We start from the raw sequence: 15,078 nt of genomic DNA on the forward strand, positions 1-15,078 counted from the left end.
CATGTCTCCCGCCGGTGTACGGCGCCGGCATGGCAGCGGCACATGGCCGGGGTATGTGCAACCAGCATGACTGTACGGGCCGTTCACCGAGTGGGACACTGAGCGCTCGAGTCGTCACTCACGGGAGCAGGAACACACCTGATGGCAGCACAGCAGGAAGGCGATTCGTCGGTCAGGCGGATCCTCGACCATCCGCGCGGTGGGCCGACGATCCTGCGCATCGTCCTCGGGACGCAGCTGCGGAGGCTCCGCGAGGAACGGGGCATCACCCGTGAGGCCGCGGGGGACGCGATCCGCGGCTCACACGCCAAGATAAGCCGCCTGGAGCTGGGCAGGGTCGGCTGCAAGGAGCGTGACGTCGCCGACCTGCTGTCGATGTACGGCGTCACGGTGGAGCGGGACCGCGAGGGGTATCTGGAGCTGGCACGCCACGCGAGCACTCCGGGCTGGTGGCAGAAGTACAGCGATGTGATGTCGCCCTGGTTCGACAGGCTGATCGGCCTGGAGGAGGCGGCATCCGTCATCCGCATGTACGAAGTGCAGTTCGTCCCCGGGCTGCTGCAGACGGAGGACTACGCCCGCTCCGTCATGCGTCTGGGGCACCCGCGCGCGTCGACGGAGGAGATCGAGAAGCGCGTCGAGCTCCGGGCGAACCGTCAGGCGATCCTCACCCGTGCGCACAGCCCGAAGCTGTGGGCGGTCGTCGACGAGGCAGCGCTCCAACGCCCGCTGGGCGGCCCGTCGGTGATGCGGGAACAGATCAAGCGGCTGCTGTGGGCCGCCGAACAGCCCAACATCACGCTGCAGATCGCGCCCTTCGCGATCGGCGGCCTCGCGGCGGCGGGCGGGCCGGTGACGATACTGCGCTTCCAGGAGCCCGACCTGCCGGACATCGTCTACCTGGAGCAGCTCACCACGTCGCTGTACCTGGAGAAGCGCGAAGAGGTGGAGAACTACATGGTGGTGATGGACCGCCTGTGTGCCACCGCCGAACCGCCCTCCATGACGGTCGACTTCCTGGAACGGCTGCTGGCCCGGCACGAGAGCCACGGCGGCTTCTGAGAACCGGTCCCCTCCGCGGGCGCCGTCGCGCGACCGCCGGCCTCAAGCTGCCCTGCGTCAGCGGGCGTCGGCCGGCGTCGGGCCGACGCCGGCGGGGAACGCCGCGCGGCACAGCCCGGTGGCGCCTGCGGCACTCACCGGGCCGGGACCTCGGCAGGAGTCAGGGTTTGCGGGCGACGCCGCCGAACTCGTACCACTCGTGGGTCAGTTGCTTCGGCCCGAGGTCGGAGTCCGGCCGCCAGTCGCTGATCTCCCCCAGGCCCGGCTCCAGGATCTCCAGGCCGTCGAAGTAGCGCTCGACCTCATGCACCTCACGCACACGGCCCCAGCGGTTCCGGGTGGTCTCCGCCATGAACTCCGTGACGAACTCCCGTGTGGCCTTGTCCTCGCTCACGAGCTGATTGATCACCAGGAAGCTGCCGGACGGCAGCCGTTCGATGATGCCGCGCAGCACGCCGACGGGGTCGGAGGAGTCGGGGATGCAGTGCATCACCGAGACGAACAGGGCACCGACCGGCTCCGACAGGTCGAGCAGCCGTTCCACCTCGGGATGCCTGAAGATCGCCTCGGTGTCGCGCAGATCCGCCTGGATGACGGCGGTGTTGGAGTTCTCCTGCAGCAGGGCACGTCCGTGTGCGAGGACGATGGGGTCGTTGTCTATGTAGACGGCCCGCGCCCCGGGGTCGACGCGCTGTGCGACCTGGTGCACGTTGTCCTGGGTGGGCAGGCCGGAGCCGTGGTCGAGGAACTGCCGCACACCGTAGTCCTGGGCCAGTACGCGCACCGCCCGCTGGAGGAAGCGCCGGTTGTTGATGGCCAGGGGCTTGGTGCTGGGGACGACCTTGTCGAGTTCCGCCACGGCTTGGCGGTCGACCTCGTAGTTGTCCTTGCCGCCGAGGTAGTGGTCGTACATCCGCGCCACGCTGGGGATGTTGACGTCCACTCCCTGCCCTGCGGCGGCTTCCTCTTCGCGCATGCCTGCCTCACCGTCATCGCTGTGCACACGTCCCGTTGCGTACACGTTTCGTTGCGTGACAGCGTCCCACGCCGATATGACGCGCATCACCTCAACTGCCCAGTAGGGCAGGGGAAATACGAAAGAGACGAGGGCGGCGCGGCAGACGGGGCGGGTGAGGCGGCTGCAGCGGACAGTCACCGCAGGCCGAGGTTCAGCTCCGCCCACACCACACGGCCCGGATCCCCGGCGTCCGTGCGCACGCCCCACTGCTCCGCGACGGCACTCACCAGTTGCAGGCCGCGCCCGTTCACGTCGTCCGCCCCGGCCTCACGGGGTGCGACCGGGGCGCATCCCGCGCCTTCGTCGCAGACCTCTATCCGCAGCCACTTCTCGCACATCTGGAGGCGGCAGCGCACGCGGCAGCTGTCGGTGTGCAGGACGGCGTTGGTGAAGAACTCGGAGACGATCAGCTGTGCCGTGAGGCCGAGATCGTCCGGCAGTCCCCAGCTGAGGAGCTGACCGCGGACCCTCTCACGGGCGTCCGCCACAGCGGTCGCGTGCGCGGGCAGCTCGAATCCCTCGCGGCGCACACCTGCCGCGCCCCCGTCCGTTCCGGACGTGGCGAGCGGTATGACGGGACGGGAGAGAGCCACTGTTCGCTGCACCTTCCGTCTACAGGCGTGAGGCGGAAGGGGGGGACGCGAAGAGCGCACCGGACGTCATGAGCTGAATCACGTCCCTCACTATGTCGTGCGTCCGTCGCACAAAGCAAGAGGCGTTCTGCGAATTGCAGAACCGCAGGGGCATTGTGGCTGCCGCATTACGGGCCGTGGCACACTGCTGGTGCGACAAGTCCGTTGGAGGGGAGGCATCTTGGCCGACGGCCGCACCGCGCCGACAGTGGGTCAGATGGTTCTGGGCCTCCGGCTGAGAGATCTCCGTGAGCGCGCGGGATGCTCGTTCTCCGATGCCGCCGCCGCGCTGAGTGTGAATACGACCACGGTGCGTCGCATGGAAAAGGCGGAAGTCGGCCTGAAGCCGCCCTATGTGGAGAAACTTCTCAAGACGTACGGAATTCCGGATGCCGAGATCTCCTCCTTCGTCTCCCTCGTGGAGGAGGCCAATCAGCCCGGCTGGTGGCACCGCTTCCGCGACGTGCTGCCGCCCTGGTTCTCCCTCCACGTCAGCCTGGAGGGCGAGGCCGGCCTCGTCCGCGCCTACGAGCCCCACTGCGTGCACGGTCTGCTGCAGACAGAGGAGTACGCCCGCGAGCTGCTGCGCACCGGATTCCCCCGGGCGGACGAGGAGGAGCTCGGCCGCCGCGTCGCCCTGCGCATGGAGCGGCAGGAGCTGCTGCGCCGCCCGGACGCCCCGCGCCTGTGGGTGCTGCTGGAGGAGCAGGTGGTACGGCGGCACATCGGCGAGCCCGGCGTGATGCGCCGCCAGCTCGACCGGCTCCTCGAATGCTCCGCCATGCCCAACGTCACCGTGCAGCTCATCCCGTTCACCTCCGGCCCCCACCCCGCCATGTTCGGCCCCTTCCAGCTCTTCCGTTTCGACATCCCGGAGCTGCCCGACATCGTCTGCACCGAGGGCCTGACCGGCGCCGTCTACCACGACGAGCGTCCCGACACCGCCGCTTACCTGGAGGCACTGGACCGCATGGGCACCCAGGCCCTGCCGGCGTCCCGCACCGGGAGTCTCCTCTCCGAGATACGCAAGGACTTCTGACCGGATGGGGTGCACCACATGAGTGACATCTACAACGGCATGCCCGCGGGGCGGCTGGGGACACAGGGCTGGCGCAAGCCGTGGAGCGGCCCGAACGGCGGCAACTGCCTGGAGGTGCTCGAACTCCACGACGGCCGCGTGGCCCTGCGCCAGTCGACCGATCCGGAGGGACCCGCGCTGATCTGCGGCCCCCAGGAGATCGACACCTTCGTACGGGGCGCGAAGCGGGGTGAGGCGGACTTCCTGCTCATGTGACCCGGGCGGGGACGAGGGGCCAGGACCGGAGGGAGAGAAGTTTGACCGGAGAGGACCAGGTACCGCACTCCGATCCGGGCAGGCCGCACCCTGCCCGGATGTACGACTACTACCTGGGCGGCCGCAGCCACCACGACGCGGACGTCAAGGCCGGAGAGGCCGTGGCGGCGGCCATGCCCGCCGTACGGACGGTCGCCCGCGCCAACCGCGGCTTCATGATCAGGGCGACGCGGTGGCTCGCGTCCGAACGCGGCATACGCCAGTTCCTCGACATCGGCTCGGGCATCCCCACCGAGCCCAACCTGCACCAGGTCGCGCAGTCCGTGGCACCGGAGGCCAAGGTCGTCTACAGCGACAACGACCCTCTCGTGCGCCGGCACTCCCGCGCCCTGCTCAGCGGCACGCCCCAGGGGCACGCCGCCTACGTGCACGCGGACGTGACGGACCCGGAGACCGTGCTGGACGCCCCGGAACTGAGCGACACCATCGACCTCGGCAGGCCCGTCGCGCTCTCCGTCAACGCTCTGCTCCACTTCGTCGCCGACGACCGGCACCCCTACGAGATCGTCACCACGCTGCTCGGTGCGCTTCCCGCGGACAGTCATCTCGTGCTGACGCACATCACCGCGGACTTCGTCGACGCCTCCCACGCCGAGCAGGCCGAACGGGGCGAGACAGTGCTCCAGACCTACGCCGAGAGCGGATTTCCGCTGCGCCCCCGCACGCGCGCCGAGGTGGCGCGCTTCTTCGACGGTCTGGAGCTGGCCGAGCCCGGCCTGGTGGCCCCCCACCGCTGGCGCCCGGACGAGGACACGCCGCGGGGGCTGGAGGACGCCGACGTCCCCGCCTACGCGGGCGTCGCGCGCAAGCCCTGAACGGGAGGGGCCCACGAGGGGGGCGTTGACAGGGAACGACCCGCGGCAGCACGATAAGCAAGCGCTTAGAATTGCTCCCGTACGCTGCCGACCGGGATCGGATACGCCATGGCCACTCCCTCGCTCCTCCTCTCCCGCCAGGACCTGGACTTCCTGCTCTACCAGTGGCTCGACGCCGAGGAGCTGACCCGGCGCCCCCGGTACGCCGAGCACTCCCGCGAGACCTTCGACGCGGTCCTCGACCTCAGCGAAGCGATCGCCACCCGGCACTTCGCACCGCACAACAAGAAGAACGACCAGGAGGAGCCCAGCTTCGACGGTGAACACGTCCACACCGTCCCCGAGGCCGCGCAGGCGCTGGACGCCTTCCGGAAGGCCGACCTCCTCGCCTCCTCCATGGACGAGGAGCTCGGCGGCATGCAGCTCCCGCAGACGGTGGCCACGGCCTGCTTCAGCTGGTTCCAGGCGGCCAACGTCGGCACCTCCGCGTACCTCTTCCTCACCCTCGGCAACGCACGGCTGCTGTGCGAGCACGGCTCCAGGGAGCAGATCGACACCTACGTACGACCGATGCTCGCCGGACGGTTCTTCGGCACCATGTGCCTGTCCGAGCCGCAGGCCGGCTCCTCGCTCGCGGACGTGACCACGCGCGCCGAGGAACAGCCCGACGGCACCCACCGTCTCTTCGGCAGCAAGATGTGGATCTCGGCCGGCGACCACGAGCTGTCGGAGAACATCGTCCACCTCGTGCTCGCCCGCATCCCCGGAGGCCCGCCGGGCGTCAAGGGCCTGTCGCTGTTCATCGTGCCCAAGCACCTGGTCGGCCCGGACGGCTCCCTGGGCGAGCGCAACGACGTGGTGACCGCCGGTCTCAACCACAAGATGGGCTACCGCGGTACGACCAACACGCTGCTCAACTTCGGTGAAGGGGCGCACCGTCCGGGCGGGGCCGAGGGCGCGGTCGGCCATCTCGTCGGTGAGCCGCACCGCGGACTGGCGTACATGTTCCACATGATGAACGGCGCCCGCATCGGCGTCGGAGCGGGCGCCATGGCGCTCGGCTACACCGGCTACCTCAAATCCCTGGACTACGCCCGGCAGCGTCCGCAGGGCCGTCCCGTCAACGGCAAGGACGCCGCCACGCCGCAGGTCCCCATCATCGAACACGCCGACGTGCGGCGGATGCTGCTCGCGCAGAAGTCCTACGTCGAGGGCGCCCTCGCCCTGCTGCTGTACTGCTCACGGCTCGTCGACGAGCAGCAGACCGCCGGCACCGACGAGGAGCGGGCGCACGCGCGGCTGCTGCTGGACGTGCTGACGCCGATCGCCAAGAGCTGGCCCTCCCAGTGGTGTCTGGAGGCCAACGACCTCGCCATCCAGGTGCACGGCGGATACGGCTACACCCGCGAGTACGACGTCGAACAGCACTACCGCGACAACCGCCTCAACCCCATCCACGAGGGCACCCACGGCATCCAGGCCCTGGACCTGCTCGGCCGCAAGGCCGTCATGGACGGCGGCGCGGGGCTCGTGGCGCTCGGTGAGACCATCGCGGCGACCGTCGAGCGGGCACTGGCGGCGGAGGGCGAGGCTGCCGAACTCGGCGCGCGGCTGCGGGAGTCGTGGGAGCGGGTCACGAAGGTCACCGCCCGTCTGTGGGGCACGGGCGACCCGTCCGTCGCGCTGGCCAACGCCTCGGCCTACCTGGAGGCTGTGGGCCACACCGTCGTCGCGTGGATCTGGCTCGGCCAGTTCCTCGCCGCGGCCGGTCACGACGACGACTTCCACCGGGGCAAGCGGCAGGCCGCGCGCTTCTTCTTCCGCCACGAACTTCCCCGGACCGGACCGCAGTTCGATCTGCTGGACTCCCTCGACGTCACCACGCTGGAGACCGAACCGGACTGGTTCTAAGGGGTGTCGGGCGGGGCCGGAGCGCACGGAGACACCGGGCGCCGCTCCCTGTCCCCGGCCGGCGGTGAGGGCCGCCACCTCCCCCGGGGTGGCGGCCCTCACCGGCGTGGTCCCCAACCTCCCGTCCCGGGAGGTTCCGGTCAGTCGTCGCAGTCGAGCGCGTCGCCCCGCAGCGGGGCGCCCTCGACGCTGCTGCGGTCGTGGACCACGTCGGCCACCTCGCCGCCCTTCTCGCCGGGACGCACGGTGAAGACGTCGTCATGCTTGTCGCCCGCGACCTTTTCCGGGCGCAGCACCGCACCGGGCAGCGCGGCGGAGAGCGTGCTCGCCTTCCGCTCCCAGTACGAGTCGTAGGCGATCTCGGTGCGTCCGCCGCGCGGCGCTGAGAAGCCCTTCCCGCCCTCGATCACGTGGAAGCCGTTGTCCCGCAGTTCCTGTTCGATGTCCGCGGCCGTCTCGCCGCCGCCCTCGACGCGCACCTTCACCTCCTCCGGCGCGTAAGGCACTGCGCGGTGGCCCGGCGCGGGCCCGGTCACCGGGTTGCCGGTGACGGGCCGGTCCTCGCGCAGATCCGCGAAGAGGGCCCGCGCGCGGGGGCCGTCCCAGCGCAGCGTCGAGCCCCACACGGGTGCCCTGTGGTCGAATTCGGAGAGCGGCACGGTCGCGAACTCGGTCTGGCGCGCCGTCAGTCCGCGCAGCGACACGGCGAGCTCGACGATCCGTTCCGTGGTCATCCCGCTGTCCCAGCGCACCGCCCCGCGCAGGTCGTTGACGGCGCGCATCATCTCCAGCGGGTTCGCGGTGTTCCGCACGCCCGCCATGGTCCGCATCAACTCGCCCATCACGCGCTGCTGGCGGCGTACACGGCCGAGGTCACCGGGCGGGTCGACCTTGCGTGCCCTCACGTACCGCAGGGTGTCGTTCCCGTCGAGGACGTGGGTCCCCCGCGGGAGCTTGAGGCCCGAACCCGTGTCCCTCAGGGGCTTGTCGGTGCACACCTGCGCACCCTCGAGCCGGTCGACCATCTTCTCGAAGCCGACGAAGTCGGTCTCGGCGTAGTGGTCGACGCGCACGCCGGTCGCCTGCTCGACGGTACGGACGGTCAGAGAGGGCCCTCCGTGCGCGTAGGCACTGTTGATCTTCCCCAGGTGGCGGGTGGTGCGGTCGGTGATCTTGCCGAAGCCCTCGCCGGAGTCCCGGTGGGAGGCGAAGCGCACGTAGGAGTCACGCGGGATGCTCACGACGCTGACTCTCCGGCGGTCGGCGGAGACGTGCAGGAGCATCATCGTGTCGGCGCAGTCGCACTGCTCGCCGTTGACGTGCAGCCGGTTCTTGGTCTCCTGGGAGAGCCCCGCTCGCCGGTCCAGGCCGACGAGGAGGATGTTCATACCGGGGCCGCGGGCGGGACGGCCCTGCTCGGACAGTCCGGAGAGGGCGTCGCGGGCACGGTCCGCGTCGTCGGGCGGGGCGGCCTTGTCTCCCGTGCCGGCGCCGCCGCCGGCGTACGGAGCCGCCCCGGCGTTCAGGGCCGCACCGCAGGTCAGGGCGGCGCAGAGAACTCCGGTGAGGACGAGAAGACGGCCCGGACGGGACGCCGGGGAGCGCTGGGGGAAGGAGTGAGAGGGGCGGGTGCGCTGCGGACGGAAGAGGGGGGACATGTGGCGGTGCACCTCCGCGGAATGATGTATTCCGCATGCTAGGCACGGCCGCCCCGCGACCCCGGCCGCCACATACCACTCGCCGTTCCGCTCACCCCGTCAGATGAACGCCACTCGGCCCCGTGCCGCCGGGCCCGAAGCCCCGACCTCCGCGGCTCACTCCAGATCGTCACGACGCTCCAGAGGGCGCGTCGCCGGTCCCTGGATCACCCTGCCCTCGGTGTCGAACCGCGAGCCGTGACAGGGGCACTCCCAAGCGCCCTCCGCGTCGTTGAAGCGCACGTGGCACCCCAGATGCGTACAGCGCGGCGAGAGCGCCCGCACCTCTCCCTCCAGCGTGCGGTGCACCGCGCAGCGCCGCCCGCGGACCCGCACGATCGCGCCGGTGCCCGGGGCGATCTCGTCCACGGAGTCGACGTAGGAGGAACGCAGCCGGTCCCCGACGAACCGGCCCGCCACGGCCGACTGGAAGCGCAGCATCGCGGGCGCCTCCCGCGGGCTGAGCCGGCGCGGCTCGTACAGCCTGGCCCAGCGCGGCAGCGGCTCCCCCGTGATGTAGGCGGCCAGCAGCTGACCGGAGAGGACACCGCCGGACATGCCCCAGCCGCCGAAGCCCGTGGCCACCCAGGTGTGCTGGGAGGCGGGGTGGAACGGGCCGATGTAGGGCACGCGGTCGGTGGTGTCGTTGTCCTGCGTCGCCCAGCGGTGCACGAGGCGGGCGTCGGGGAAGCGCTCGTACGTCCACGCCGCCAGCCGCTCGTAGCCCGCCCCGACCGAGCCCTGCCCCGTGGTGCCCGGCGTGAACTTCTCGCCGGTGACGATGAGCAGCCGCTGCCCCTTCCCGAACGGATACGGAGCGGTGCGCACCGAGCGGGTGCCGCGCTCGGGCGTGAGGTAGCTGCCGCCGGGGTCCTGAGCGGCGGGCAGCAGGGCCGAGACCACCAGTTCGCGGCGCGGCTCCAGCCGGGAGAACATCACCGCCCGGTCGAAGACCGGATAGTGGGTGGCCACCACGACGTCACGGGCGATCACCTCGGCTCCGTTCTCGGTACTGAGACGGCAGGGCTCGCCCTCGTCCAGCCCCATGACTCGGGTGCGTTCGAAGATCTGCCCGCCGAGCCGCTGCAGGTCCTCGGCGAGCGCGAGGAGGTACTTGCGCGGGTGGAACTGGGCCTGGTCCTCCACGCGTACGGCCGCGCACACCTCGAAGGGCAGGCCCGTCCGGGTGACCAGGGAGGCGGGCAGGCCGGCCTCGCGGGCCGCCTCGGCCTCCGCCCGTACCTCGTCCGCGTGGTGCTCGGACTCGACGAAGGTGTGGGCCGGGCCCCGTTCCAGTTCGCAGTCGACCCCCAGCCCACCGGCCACGGCAGCCAGATGCTCGACCGCCTGCTGCTGCGACTCCGCGTACATGCGGGCGCCCTCGGGGCCGCGCCTGGCGCGCAGGTGCGCGTAGACGAGTCCGTGCAGGGAGGAGACCTTCCCTGTGGTGTGGCCGGTGACTCCGGCGGCGATGCGGTCGGCCTCCAGCACGGCGACGCTCAGCCCGCGGCGCGCCACCTCCCAGGCCACCGACAGTCCCGCGACGCCGCCGCCGACGACCGCGACGTCCACCTCCGTCCCGCTGCCGGCCGCCAGCGGCGGATGGGGGGCGGCTGCCGCGGACAGCATCCAGTACGACTCATAACCGACGGGCAGTGTGGTCACCGCTGCTCCTCAATGGTCAGGTCACCCGGTTCGCCCGGCCTGGTCGCAGGCCCGGTCCACCGGCTCGTCCGGCCCCGGGACGACTGTGGTCCCGGGGCACCCCCCGGCAGTTCCGTCGAACTGTTCGACGGAACTGTGATGCCCAGCGGCGACCGGCTCACTCACCGTGCACGGGGGTTTCGCGGAGCGCACACGTGTCCGCCCGCCGGGCCGGGGGTACCCGGCGCCGTCTCCGACGGAGGTGGTGAGGAATGAAGGCAGTCGTCTGGCAGGGAAAACGGGACGTGCAGGTCACGGAGGTGCCCGACCCCGTGCTGCGGGAGCCGACCGACGCGGTCATCCGGATCACGTCGAGCGGGCTGTGCGGCTCCGACCTGCACCTGTACGAAGTGCTGACCCCGCTGATGACCCCGGGCGACATCCTGGGACACGAACCGATGGGCATCGTCGAGGAGGTCGGCAGCGAGGTCTCCGGCCTCAAGCCGGGCGACCGGGTCGTCGTGCCCTTCCAGATCGCCTGCGGTTCCTGCTTCATGTGCGACCAGGGCCTGCAGACGCAGTGCGAGACGACGCAGGTGCGCGAACACGGCATGGGTGCCCCGCTGTTCGGCTACACCAAGCTGTACGGGGCGGTGCCGGGCGCGCAGGCCGAGTACCTGCGCGTGCCGCAGGCACAGTACGGGCCGGTCAAGGTGCCCGAGGGCCCCGCCGACGACCGCTTCCTGTTCCTCTCGGACGTCCTGCCGACCGCCTGGCAGGCGGTGGAGTACGCGGACGTGCCCAAGGACGGCACCCTAGCCGTGATCGGGCTCGGCCCCATCGGCGACATGGCCTGCCGCATCGCCCTGCACCGCGGCGTGCGCCAGGTCATCGGGATCGACCTCGTTCCCGAACGGCTCTCGCGGGCGCGGGCCCGCGGCGTGGAGGTGCTGGACGTCACCGCGCACAGCGACATCGGGGAGGCCGTGCGCGAGATGACCGGCGGACGCGGCACGGACTCCGTCATCGACGCCGTGGGCATGGAGGCGCACGGCAACCCCGCGGGCAAGTTCGTACAGACCGTGGGCGGAATGCTGCCGGGGAAGCTGGCCGAGATGGCCGTCGCCAAGGCGGGGGTCGACCGCCTGTCCGCCTTCCAGCACGCGATCGACATCGTGCGCCGGGGCGGCACCATCTCCCTGTCCGGGCTCTACGGCGGCGCCGCGGACCCCCTGCCGATGCTGACGCTCTTCGACAAGCAGGTGCAGCTGCGCATGGGGCAGGCCAACGTCAAGCGCTGGGTGCCCGACCTGCTGCCTCTGCTGTCGGACGAGGACGTGCTCGGGGTGGACGACTTCGCCACCCACCACCTCTCGCTCGCACAGGCCCCCGAGGCGTACGAGATGTTCCAGAAGAAGGCGGACGGCGCGGTGAAGGTGGTGCTGCGTCCGTGACACGGCGCCGCGCCGTGCCGGTGTGAGTTCCACTCGCCGTGTGAGGTGCGGGTCCGTCCGGTCCGGGCGGACCCGCACCTCACGTCGCGGCGCTCGTCCGCGGGACTCACGCGGACGCCGAGCGGACGCCGAGCGGACGCCGAGCGGACACCTCGTCACGTCACCACGTGCAGGATGTCCAGGACTTCGTCGTCGGTGAGCTGCGGGAAGGTCTCGTACCAGAAGCCGACCGCCCCGAAGGCCGCCGGGCGGTGCAGACAGAGAACCTCGTCGGCGTCCGCGGAGAGCATCGCCGTCGCCTCGGGCGAGCAGACCGGTGCGGCGAGTACGGTACGCACGGGGCCCGCCCGGCGTACGGCCCGCAGGGCGGCACGGGCGGTCGAGCCGGTGGCCACACCGTCGTCGACGATCACCGCCGACCGGCCCGCCAGCTCCAGCGCCCCGCGCCCGTGCCGGTAGAGCTCCTCACGCCTGCGCAGCTCGACCTGCTCACGCTCCGCAGCCGGCCGCATGTCCTCCTCGGTCAGCCCCAACTGGCCCAGCATGGCGGCGTCATAGATCGGCGGGGCCTCGCCCGCCACTGCCCCCACACCCAGCTCGGGCTGGAAGGGGGCTCCGATCTTGCGTGCGACGACGACGTCGAGCGGCGCGTGGAGCGCGCGGGCGATCTCGTCGCCGACGGGGACGCCGCCGCGCGGCAGCGCCAGTACGACCGGGTCCGGCAGCCGTCCGTCACGCTGCCGCTCCATGAGCTGCCCGGCGAGGGCCGCTCCGGCTTCCCGCCGGTCGTGGAACCGCATGGCGGCCTCCTCCCACTCTGCGCCGGGCCGGCTCGGCCCGGCCCGTTCCGGGGCGGTGCTCCGCAGCCCGCGGTACCCGGAAGCGGAGGCTCTACACAGAAACCCGGAGCGGAAGTTCCGCTTCCAGCACGGGAATTCCATCGAATCCACTCCCGCGGATGTGCCCGCGAGGCTACGGTGTGTGCCAGCGGGGATCGTCATGTGGTATATGCCGGGAGGGCTCCGCGATGGGCATCGAAGCAGGGCTGACGCCTGCTGCGCATGTGCGTGAACTGCTGGCGCGCGCCCAGAACCCCTTCGACGTCACGGACGCCGTGCTGGCCCGCCTGGACGCCGCCGTGCTGTACCAGGTGGAGCTGCACGGCTGGCGGCAGCGCAGGACACCCTCCCCCGGTCTGCGGTGCAGCAGCTACCGCCACGTCTTCCTCCTGCGCGACGGCACCCTGCTTCATCTGTGGGAGCTGCGCCACGGCGGTGCCCACGGCGGCGCCGCCCGCACGCTGCACGAGGTCTACGAGAGCGAGGAGGCGCTCGTCCGCTCCGAGCGCCGCGTGCTCCAGGCCCATCAGGCACACGCCACGAGCCCCTGCCGCGACCTCCCGCACCCGGGCACGGCCGGCGGTGAGCCGGGCGGCACGGCCGGGGACACAACGGCGCGTCAAGTGCCGGTCGAGTACGTGCTGATGACGAACCCTCCGTTCGGGCGGCGCACCTACTCCGGCAGCGGCTCCCCCGACCACGCCCGCCGGCTGCTGCGCCGTGCCGAGAACGCCGACAGCCCGGGGGAGGAGGTCTCGCGGCTGCTCGCCACCGCCTGCGGCCACCAGATCCTGCCGGTGCCGCGTCCCCGCGCGCTCGCGCAGGAATGGCAGGTGTGGTGCTGCCTGTACGAGCACGCCTTCCTGCTGGCAGACGGCAGTGAACTCAGCCTGTACGAACTGGAGCACGACCTGTCGCGCACGGGGGCCCTGGTCTGCGAGGTCTACGCAGACGCGGCCACCGCCGACCGGGCCGCGGACCGCCTCGTGCGCGACCACGGCGTCGGACCGTGACCGGGGGACATGCCCCCGCCGCCACGGACGTGCACCCGTGCCCCTGCCGTGACCCCTTGTGACCTTCCACACGCCGAACGTATCGTGGGCGCGCTTCAGCACTTCTGACGCTCCGTGACCGATCGCCATCGACGGGGTGCCCATCTTGACCGGAGGTCCCGCCATGCCCGCTCGCGGACGTCACCGCCGCAACCGGCCCAGTGCCCTGTCCCGTACGTCGCTCAAGGTCACAGCGGGCGGCGCCGGCGTCGCGTTACCCCTCGTGGGCGCCGGGCTCGTGCACGCGGCTCCGGCCGACACCTGGCAGAAGGTGGCGGACTGCGAGAGCAGCAGCGACTGGGACATCAACACCGGCAACGGCTACTTCGGCGGGCTCCAGTTCTCGCAGAGCACCTGGGAGGCGTACGGCGGGGCCAAGTACGCACCGCGCGCCGACCAGGCGACCAAGGACCAGCAGATCGCCGTCGCCGAGAAGGTGCTGGCGGGACAGGGCCCCCGTGCCTGGCCGAACTGCGGTCCCCGCGCAGGCCTGACACGGGACGGCGCCCAGCCCCAGGCCGCGAGCGCGGCGGCGGAGGCATCGAAGACCACGCAGGCCGGGAAGGCCGCGCGGTCCGGGGCGGACTCGGACGACAAGCGCACGGAAGAGGCCGAGCGGGCCGAACGGGCCGAGCGGGCGAAGGCGGAGCGCTCCAAGAAGGCGACGACCTATGAGGTCGTGAGCGGCGACAGTCTCTCCGCCATCGCCGAGGCGCAGGAAGTCCAGGGCGGTTGGACGCGGCTCTACGAGCGCAACCGCGAGACCGTCGGCGGCGACCCTGACCTCATCCTGCCCGGGCAGAGCCTCCGCCTGGACGGCAAGGCCACCCGCGCCGAGCCGCAGCCGAAGGCCGGTTCACAGAAGGCGGAGCAGGGTCAGGAGCAGGGCCCGAAGGCGGGTGCGGAGGCGAAGGCGGGGGCGAAGGACGGGGCGGACGCGAAGGCCGCCGAGACCGCGAAGAAGGAGGCCAGGGCCGAGGCGCGGGCCAGGGCCGAGGCGCGGGAGGCGAAGGCAAGGGAAGCCAAGGCCGAGGAAGCCGAACAAGCCAGAGAGGCCAAGAAGGCCAGGGAAGCCAGGGAAGCGAAAGCCAAGGAAGCCAAGGAGGCCAAAGAAGCCAAGGCCGAGAAAGCGAAGGCCGAGGCCTCCGCGCGGAAGCCCGCCGCCTCCGCGAGCGCGCCGGTCAGCGGGGTCCAGCCCGGCACCGCCTACCGGGCCTCAGGCAGCAGCTGGTCCTCGGGCCACCACACCGGCGTCGACTTCCCCGTTCCGACGGGCACCACGGTCAAGGCCGTCGCCCAGGCCAAGGTCGTCTCGGCGGGCTGGGCGGACGCCTACGGCTATGAGGTGGTGCTGCGCCACAGCGACGGCAAGTACAGCCAGTACGGCCATCTTTCGGCGATCTCCGTACGCGCCGGGCAGACCGTCACCCCCGGCCAGCGCGTCGGCCGCGCGGGCTCCACGGGCAACGCCTCCGGACCGCACCTCCACTTCGAGATCCGTACGGGCCCCGGATACGGCACCGACATCAACCCGCTCAGCTATCTGCGGGAGCGCGGCGTGCGCCTGTGAGCCCGCGCCCCCGCTGACAGCGCCGCCGCG

General features: G+C 71.4%; 13 protein-coding genes. 8 read left to right on the top strand and 5 right to left on the bottom strand.

All coding sequences use genetic code 11. The features are described 5' to 3' along the window. Positions 1–141: 141 nt before the first annotated feature. Positions 142–1,062: a Scr1 family TA system antitoxin-like transcriptional regulator gene (locus H343_RS0103810; protein ID WP_028430042.1), complete on the top strand. Its 921-nt coding sequence runs from the start codon at positions 142–144 to the stop codon at positions 1,060–1,062. Between the two features lie 160 nt (positions 1,063–1,222). On the opposite strand, the gene H343_RS0103815 is transcribed toward H343_RS0103810, so the two are convergent. Further along, the gene (locus H343_RS0103815) at positions 1,223–2,038 is read right to left on the bottom strand and encodes an SAM-dependent methyltransferase (RefSeq protein ID WP_028430043.1); all 816 of its coding nucleotides are present in this window, start codon (positions 2,036–2,038) and stop codon (positions 1,223–1,225) included. Positions 2,039–2,214: 176 nt separating this feature from the next. Beyond that, on the bottom strand, positions 2,215–2,673 hold the full coding sequence (locus H343_RS28790) for an ATP-binding protein (RefSeq protein ID WP_051264565.1): 459 nt from the start codon (positions 2,671–2,673) through the stop codon (positions 2,215–2,217). A gap of 220 nt (positions 2,674–2,893) precedes the next feature. On the opposite strand from H343_RS28790, the gene H343_RS0103825 reads away from it, so the two are divergent. From H343_RS0103825 to H343_RS0103840, 4 genes are all read left to right on the top strand, one after another. Beyond that, the gene (locus tag H343_RS0103825; RefSeq protein ID WP_028430044.1) at positions 2,894–3,751 is read left to right on the top strand and encodes a Scr1 family TA system antitoxin-like transcriptional regulator; all 858 of its coding nucleotides are present in this window, start codon (positions 2,894–2,896) and stop codon (positions 3,749–3,751) included. 18 nt (positions 3,752–3,769) lie between these two features. Next, positions 3,770–4,006 carry a DUF397 domain-containing protein gene (locus H343_RS0103830; protein WP_028430045.1) on the top strand — a complete coding sequence of 79 codons (237 nt, stop codon included), beginning with the start codon at positions 3,770–3,772 and terminating at the stop codon, positions 4,004–4,006. A 41-nt stretch (positions 4,007–4,047) separates the two neighbouring features. After that, positions 4,048–4,881 carry an SAM-dependent methyltransferase gene (locus tag H343_RS0103835; protein ID WP_028430046.1) on the top strand — a complete coding sequence of 278 codons (834 nt, stop codon included), beginning with the start codon at positions 4,048–4,050 and terminating at the stop codon, positions 4,879–4,881. A gap of 108 nt (positions 4,882–4,989) precedes the next feature. Then, the gene (locus H343_RS0103840) at positions 4,990–6,792 is read left to right on the top strand and encodes an acyl-CoA dehydrogenase (RefSeq protein WP_028430047.1); all 1,803 of its coding nucleotides are present in this window, start codon (positions 4,990–4,992) and stop codon (positions 6,790–6,792) included. 140 nt (positions 6,793–6,932) lie between these two features. Here H343_RS0103840 and H343_RS28795 read toward each other — a convergent pair whose 3' ends face one another. After that, positions 6,933–8,450, bottom strand: a complete 1,518-nt coding sequence (locus H343_RS28795) for an LCP family protein (protein ID WP_051264566.1) — start codon at positions 8,448–8,450, stop codon at positions 6,933–6,935. 156 nt (positions 8,451–8,606) lie between these two features. After that, complete coding sequence (locus tag H343_RS0103850; protein WP_028430048.1) at positions 8,607–10,154, bottom strand: FAD-dependent oxidoreductase; 1,548 nt, start codon at positions 10,152–10,154, stop codon at positions 8,607–8,609. Positions 10,155–10,405: 251 nt separating this feature from the next. On the opposite strand from H343_RS0103850, the gene H343_RS0103855 reads away from it, so the two are divergent. Next, positions 10,406–11,587, top strand: a complete 1,182-nt coding sequence (locus tag H343_RS0103855) for a zinc-dependent alcohol dehydrogenase (protein WP_028430049.1) — start codon at positions 10,406–10,408, stop codon at positions 11,585–11,587. Between the two features lie 155 nt (positions 11,588–11,742). Here H343_RS0103855 and H343_RS0103860 read toward each other — a convergent pair whose 3' ends face one another. Next, positions 11,743–12,387, bottom strand: a complete 645-nt coding sequence (locus H343_RS0103860) for a phosphoribosyltransferase family protein (RefSeq protein ID WP_028430050.1) — start codon at positions 12,385–12,387, stop codon at positions 11,743–11,745. Positions 12,388–12,614: 227 nt separating this feature from the next. Here H343_RS0103860 and H343_RS34750 point away from each other — a divergent pair, with 227 nt between their 5' ends. Then, positions 12,615–13,439 carry a DUF6227 family protein gene (locus tag H343_RS34750; RefSeq protein ID WP_028430051.1) on the top strand — a complete coding sequence of 275 codons (825 nt, stop codon included), beginning with the start codon at positions 12,615–12,617 and terminating at the stop codon, positions 13,437–13,439. Between the two features lie 163 nt (positions 13,440–13,602). Then, a complete protein-coding gene (locus tag H343_RS0103870; RefSeq protein ID WP_028430052.1) occupies positions 13,603–15,048 on the top strand; it encodes a transglycosylase family protein in 1,446 nt (481 codons plus the stop codon). The last annotated feature ends 30 nt before the right edge of the window (positions 15,049–15,078 follow it).

Source organism: Streptomyces sp. TAA204 (assembly GCF_000424965.1).

Bases quoted from the DNA above. Each gene is read 5' to 3' on its own strand.
- H343_RS0103840 (WP_028430047.1), top strand. From the start codon at position 4,990: ATGGCCACTCCCTCGCTCCTCCTCTCCCGCCAGGACCTGGACTTCCTG.
- H343_RS0103870 (WP_028430052.1), top strand. From the start codon at position 13,603: ATGCCCGCTCGCGGACGTCACCGCCGCAACCGGCCCAGTGCCCTGTCC.
- H343_RS0103855 (WP_028430049.1), top strand. From the start codon at position 10,406: ATGAAGGCAGTCGTCTGGCAGGGAAAACGGGACGTGCAGGTCACGGAG.
- H343_RS0103830 (WP_028430045.1), top strand. From the start codon at position 3,770: ATGAGTGACATCTACAACGGCATGCCCGCGGGGCGGCTGGGGACACAG.
- H343_RS0103860 (WP_028430050.1), bottom strand. From the start codon at position 12,387: ATGCGGTTCCACGACCGGCGGGAAGCCGGAGCGGCCCTCGCCGGGCAG.
- H343_RS0103810 (WP_028430042.1), top strand. From the start codon at position 142: ATGGCAGCACAGCAGGAAGGCGATTCGTCGGTCAGGCGGATCCTCGAC.
- H343_RS0103815 (WP_028430043.1), bottom strand. From the start codon at position 2,038: ATGCGCGAAGAGGAAGCCGCCGCAGGGCAGGGAGTGGACGTCAACATC.
- H343_RS34750 (WP_028430051.1), top strand. From the start codon at position 12,615: ATGGGCATCGAAGCAGGGCTGACGCCTGCTGCGCATGTGCGTGAACTG.
- H343_RS28795 (WP_051264566.1), bottom strand. From the start codon at position 8,450: ATGTCCCCCCTCTTCCGTCCGCAGCGCACCCGCCCCTCTCACTCCTTC.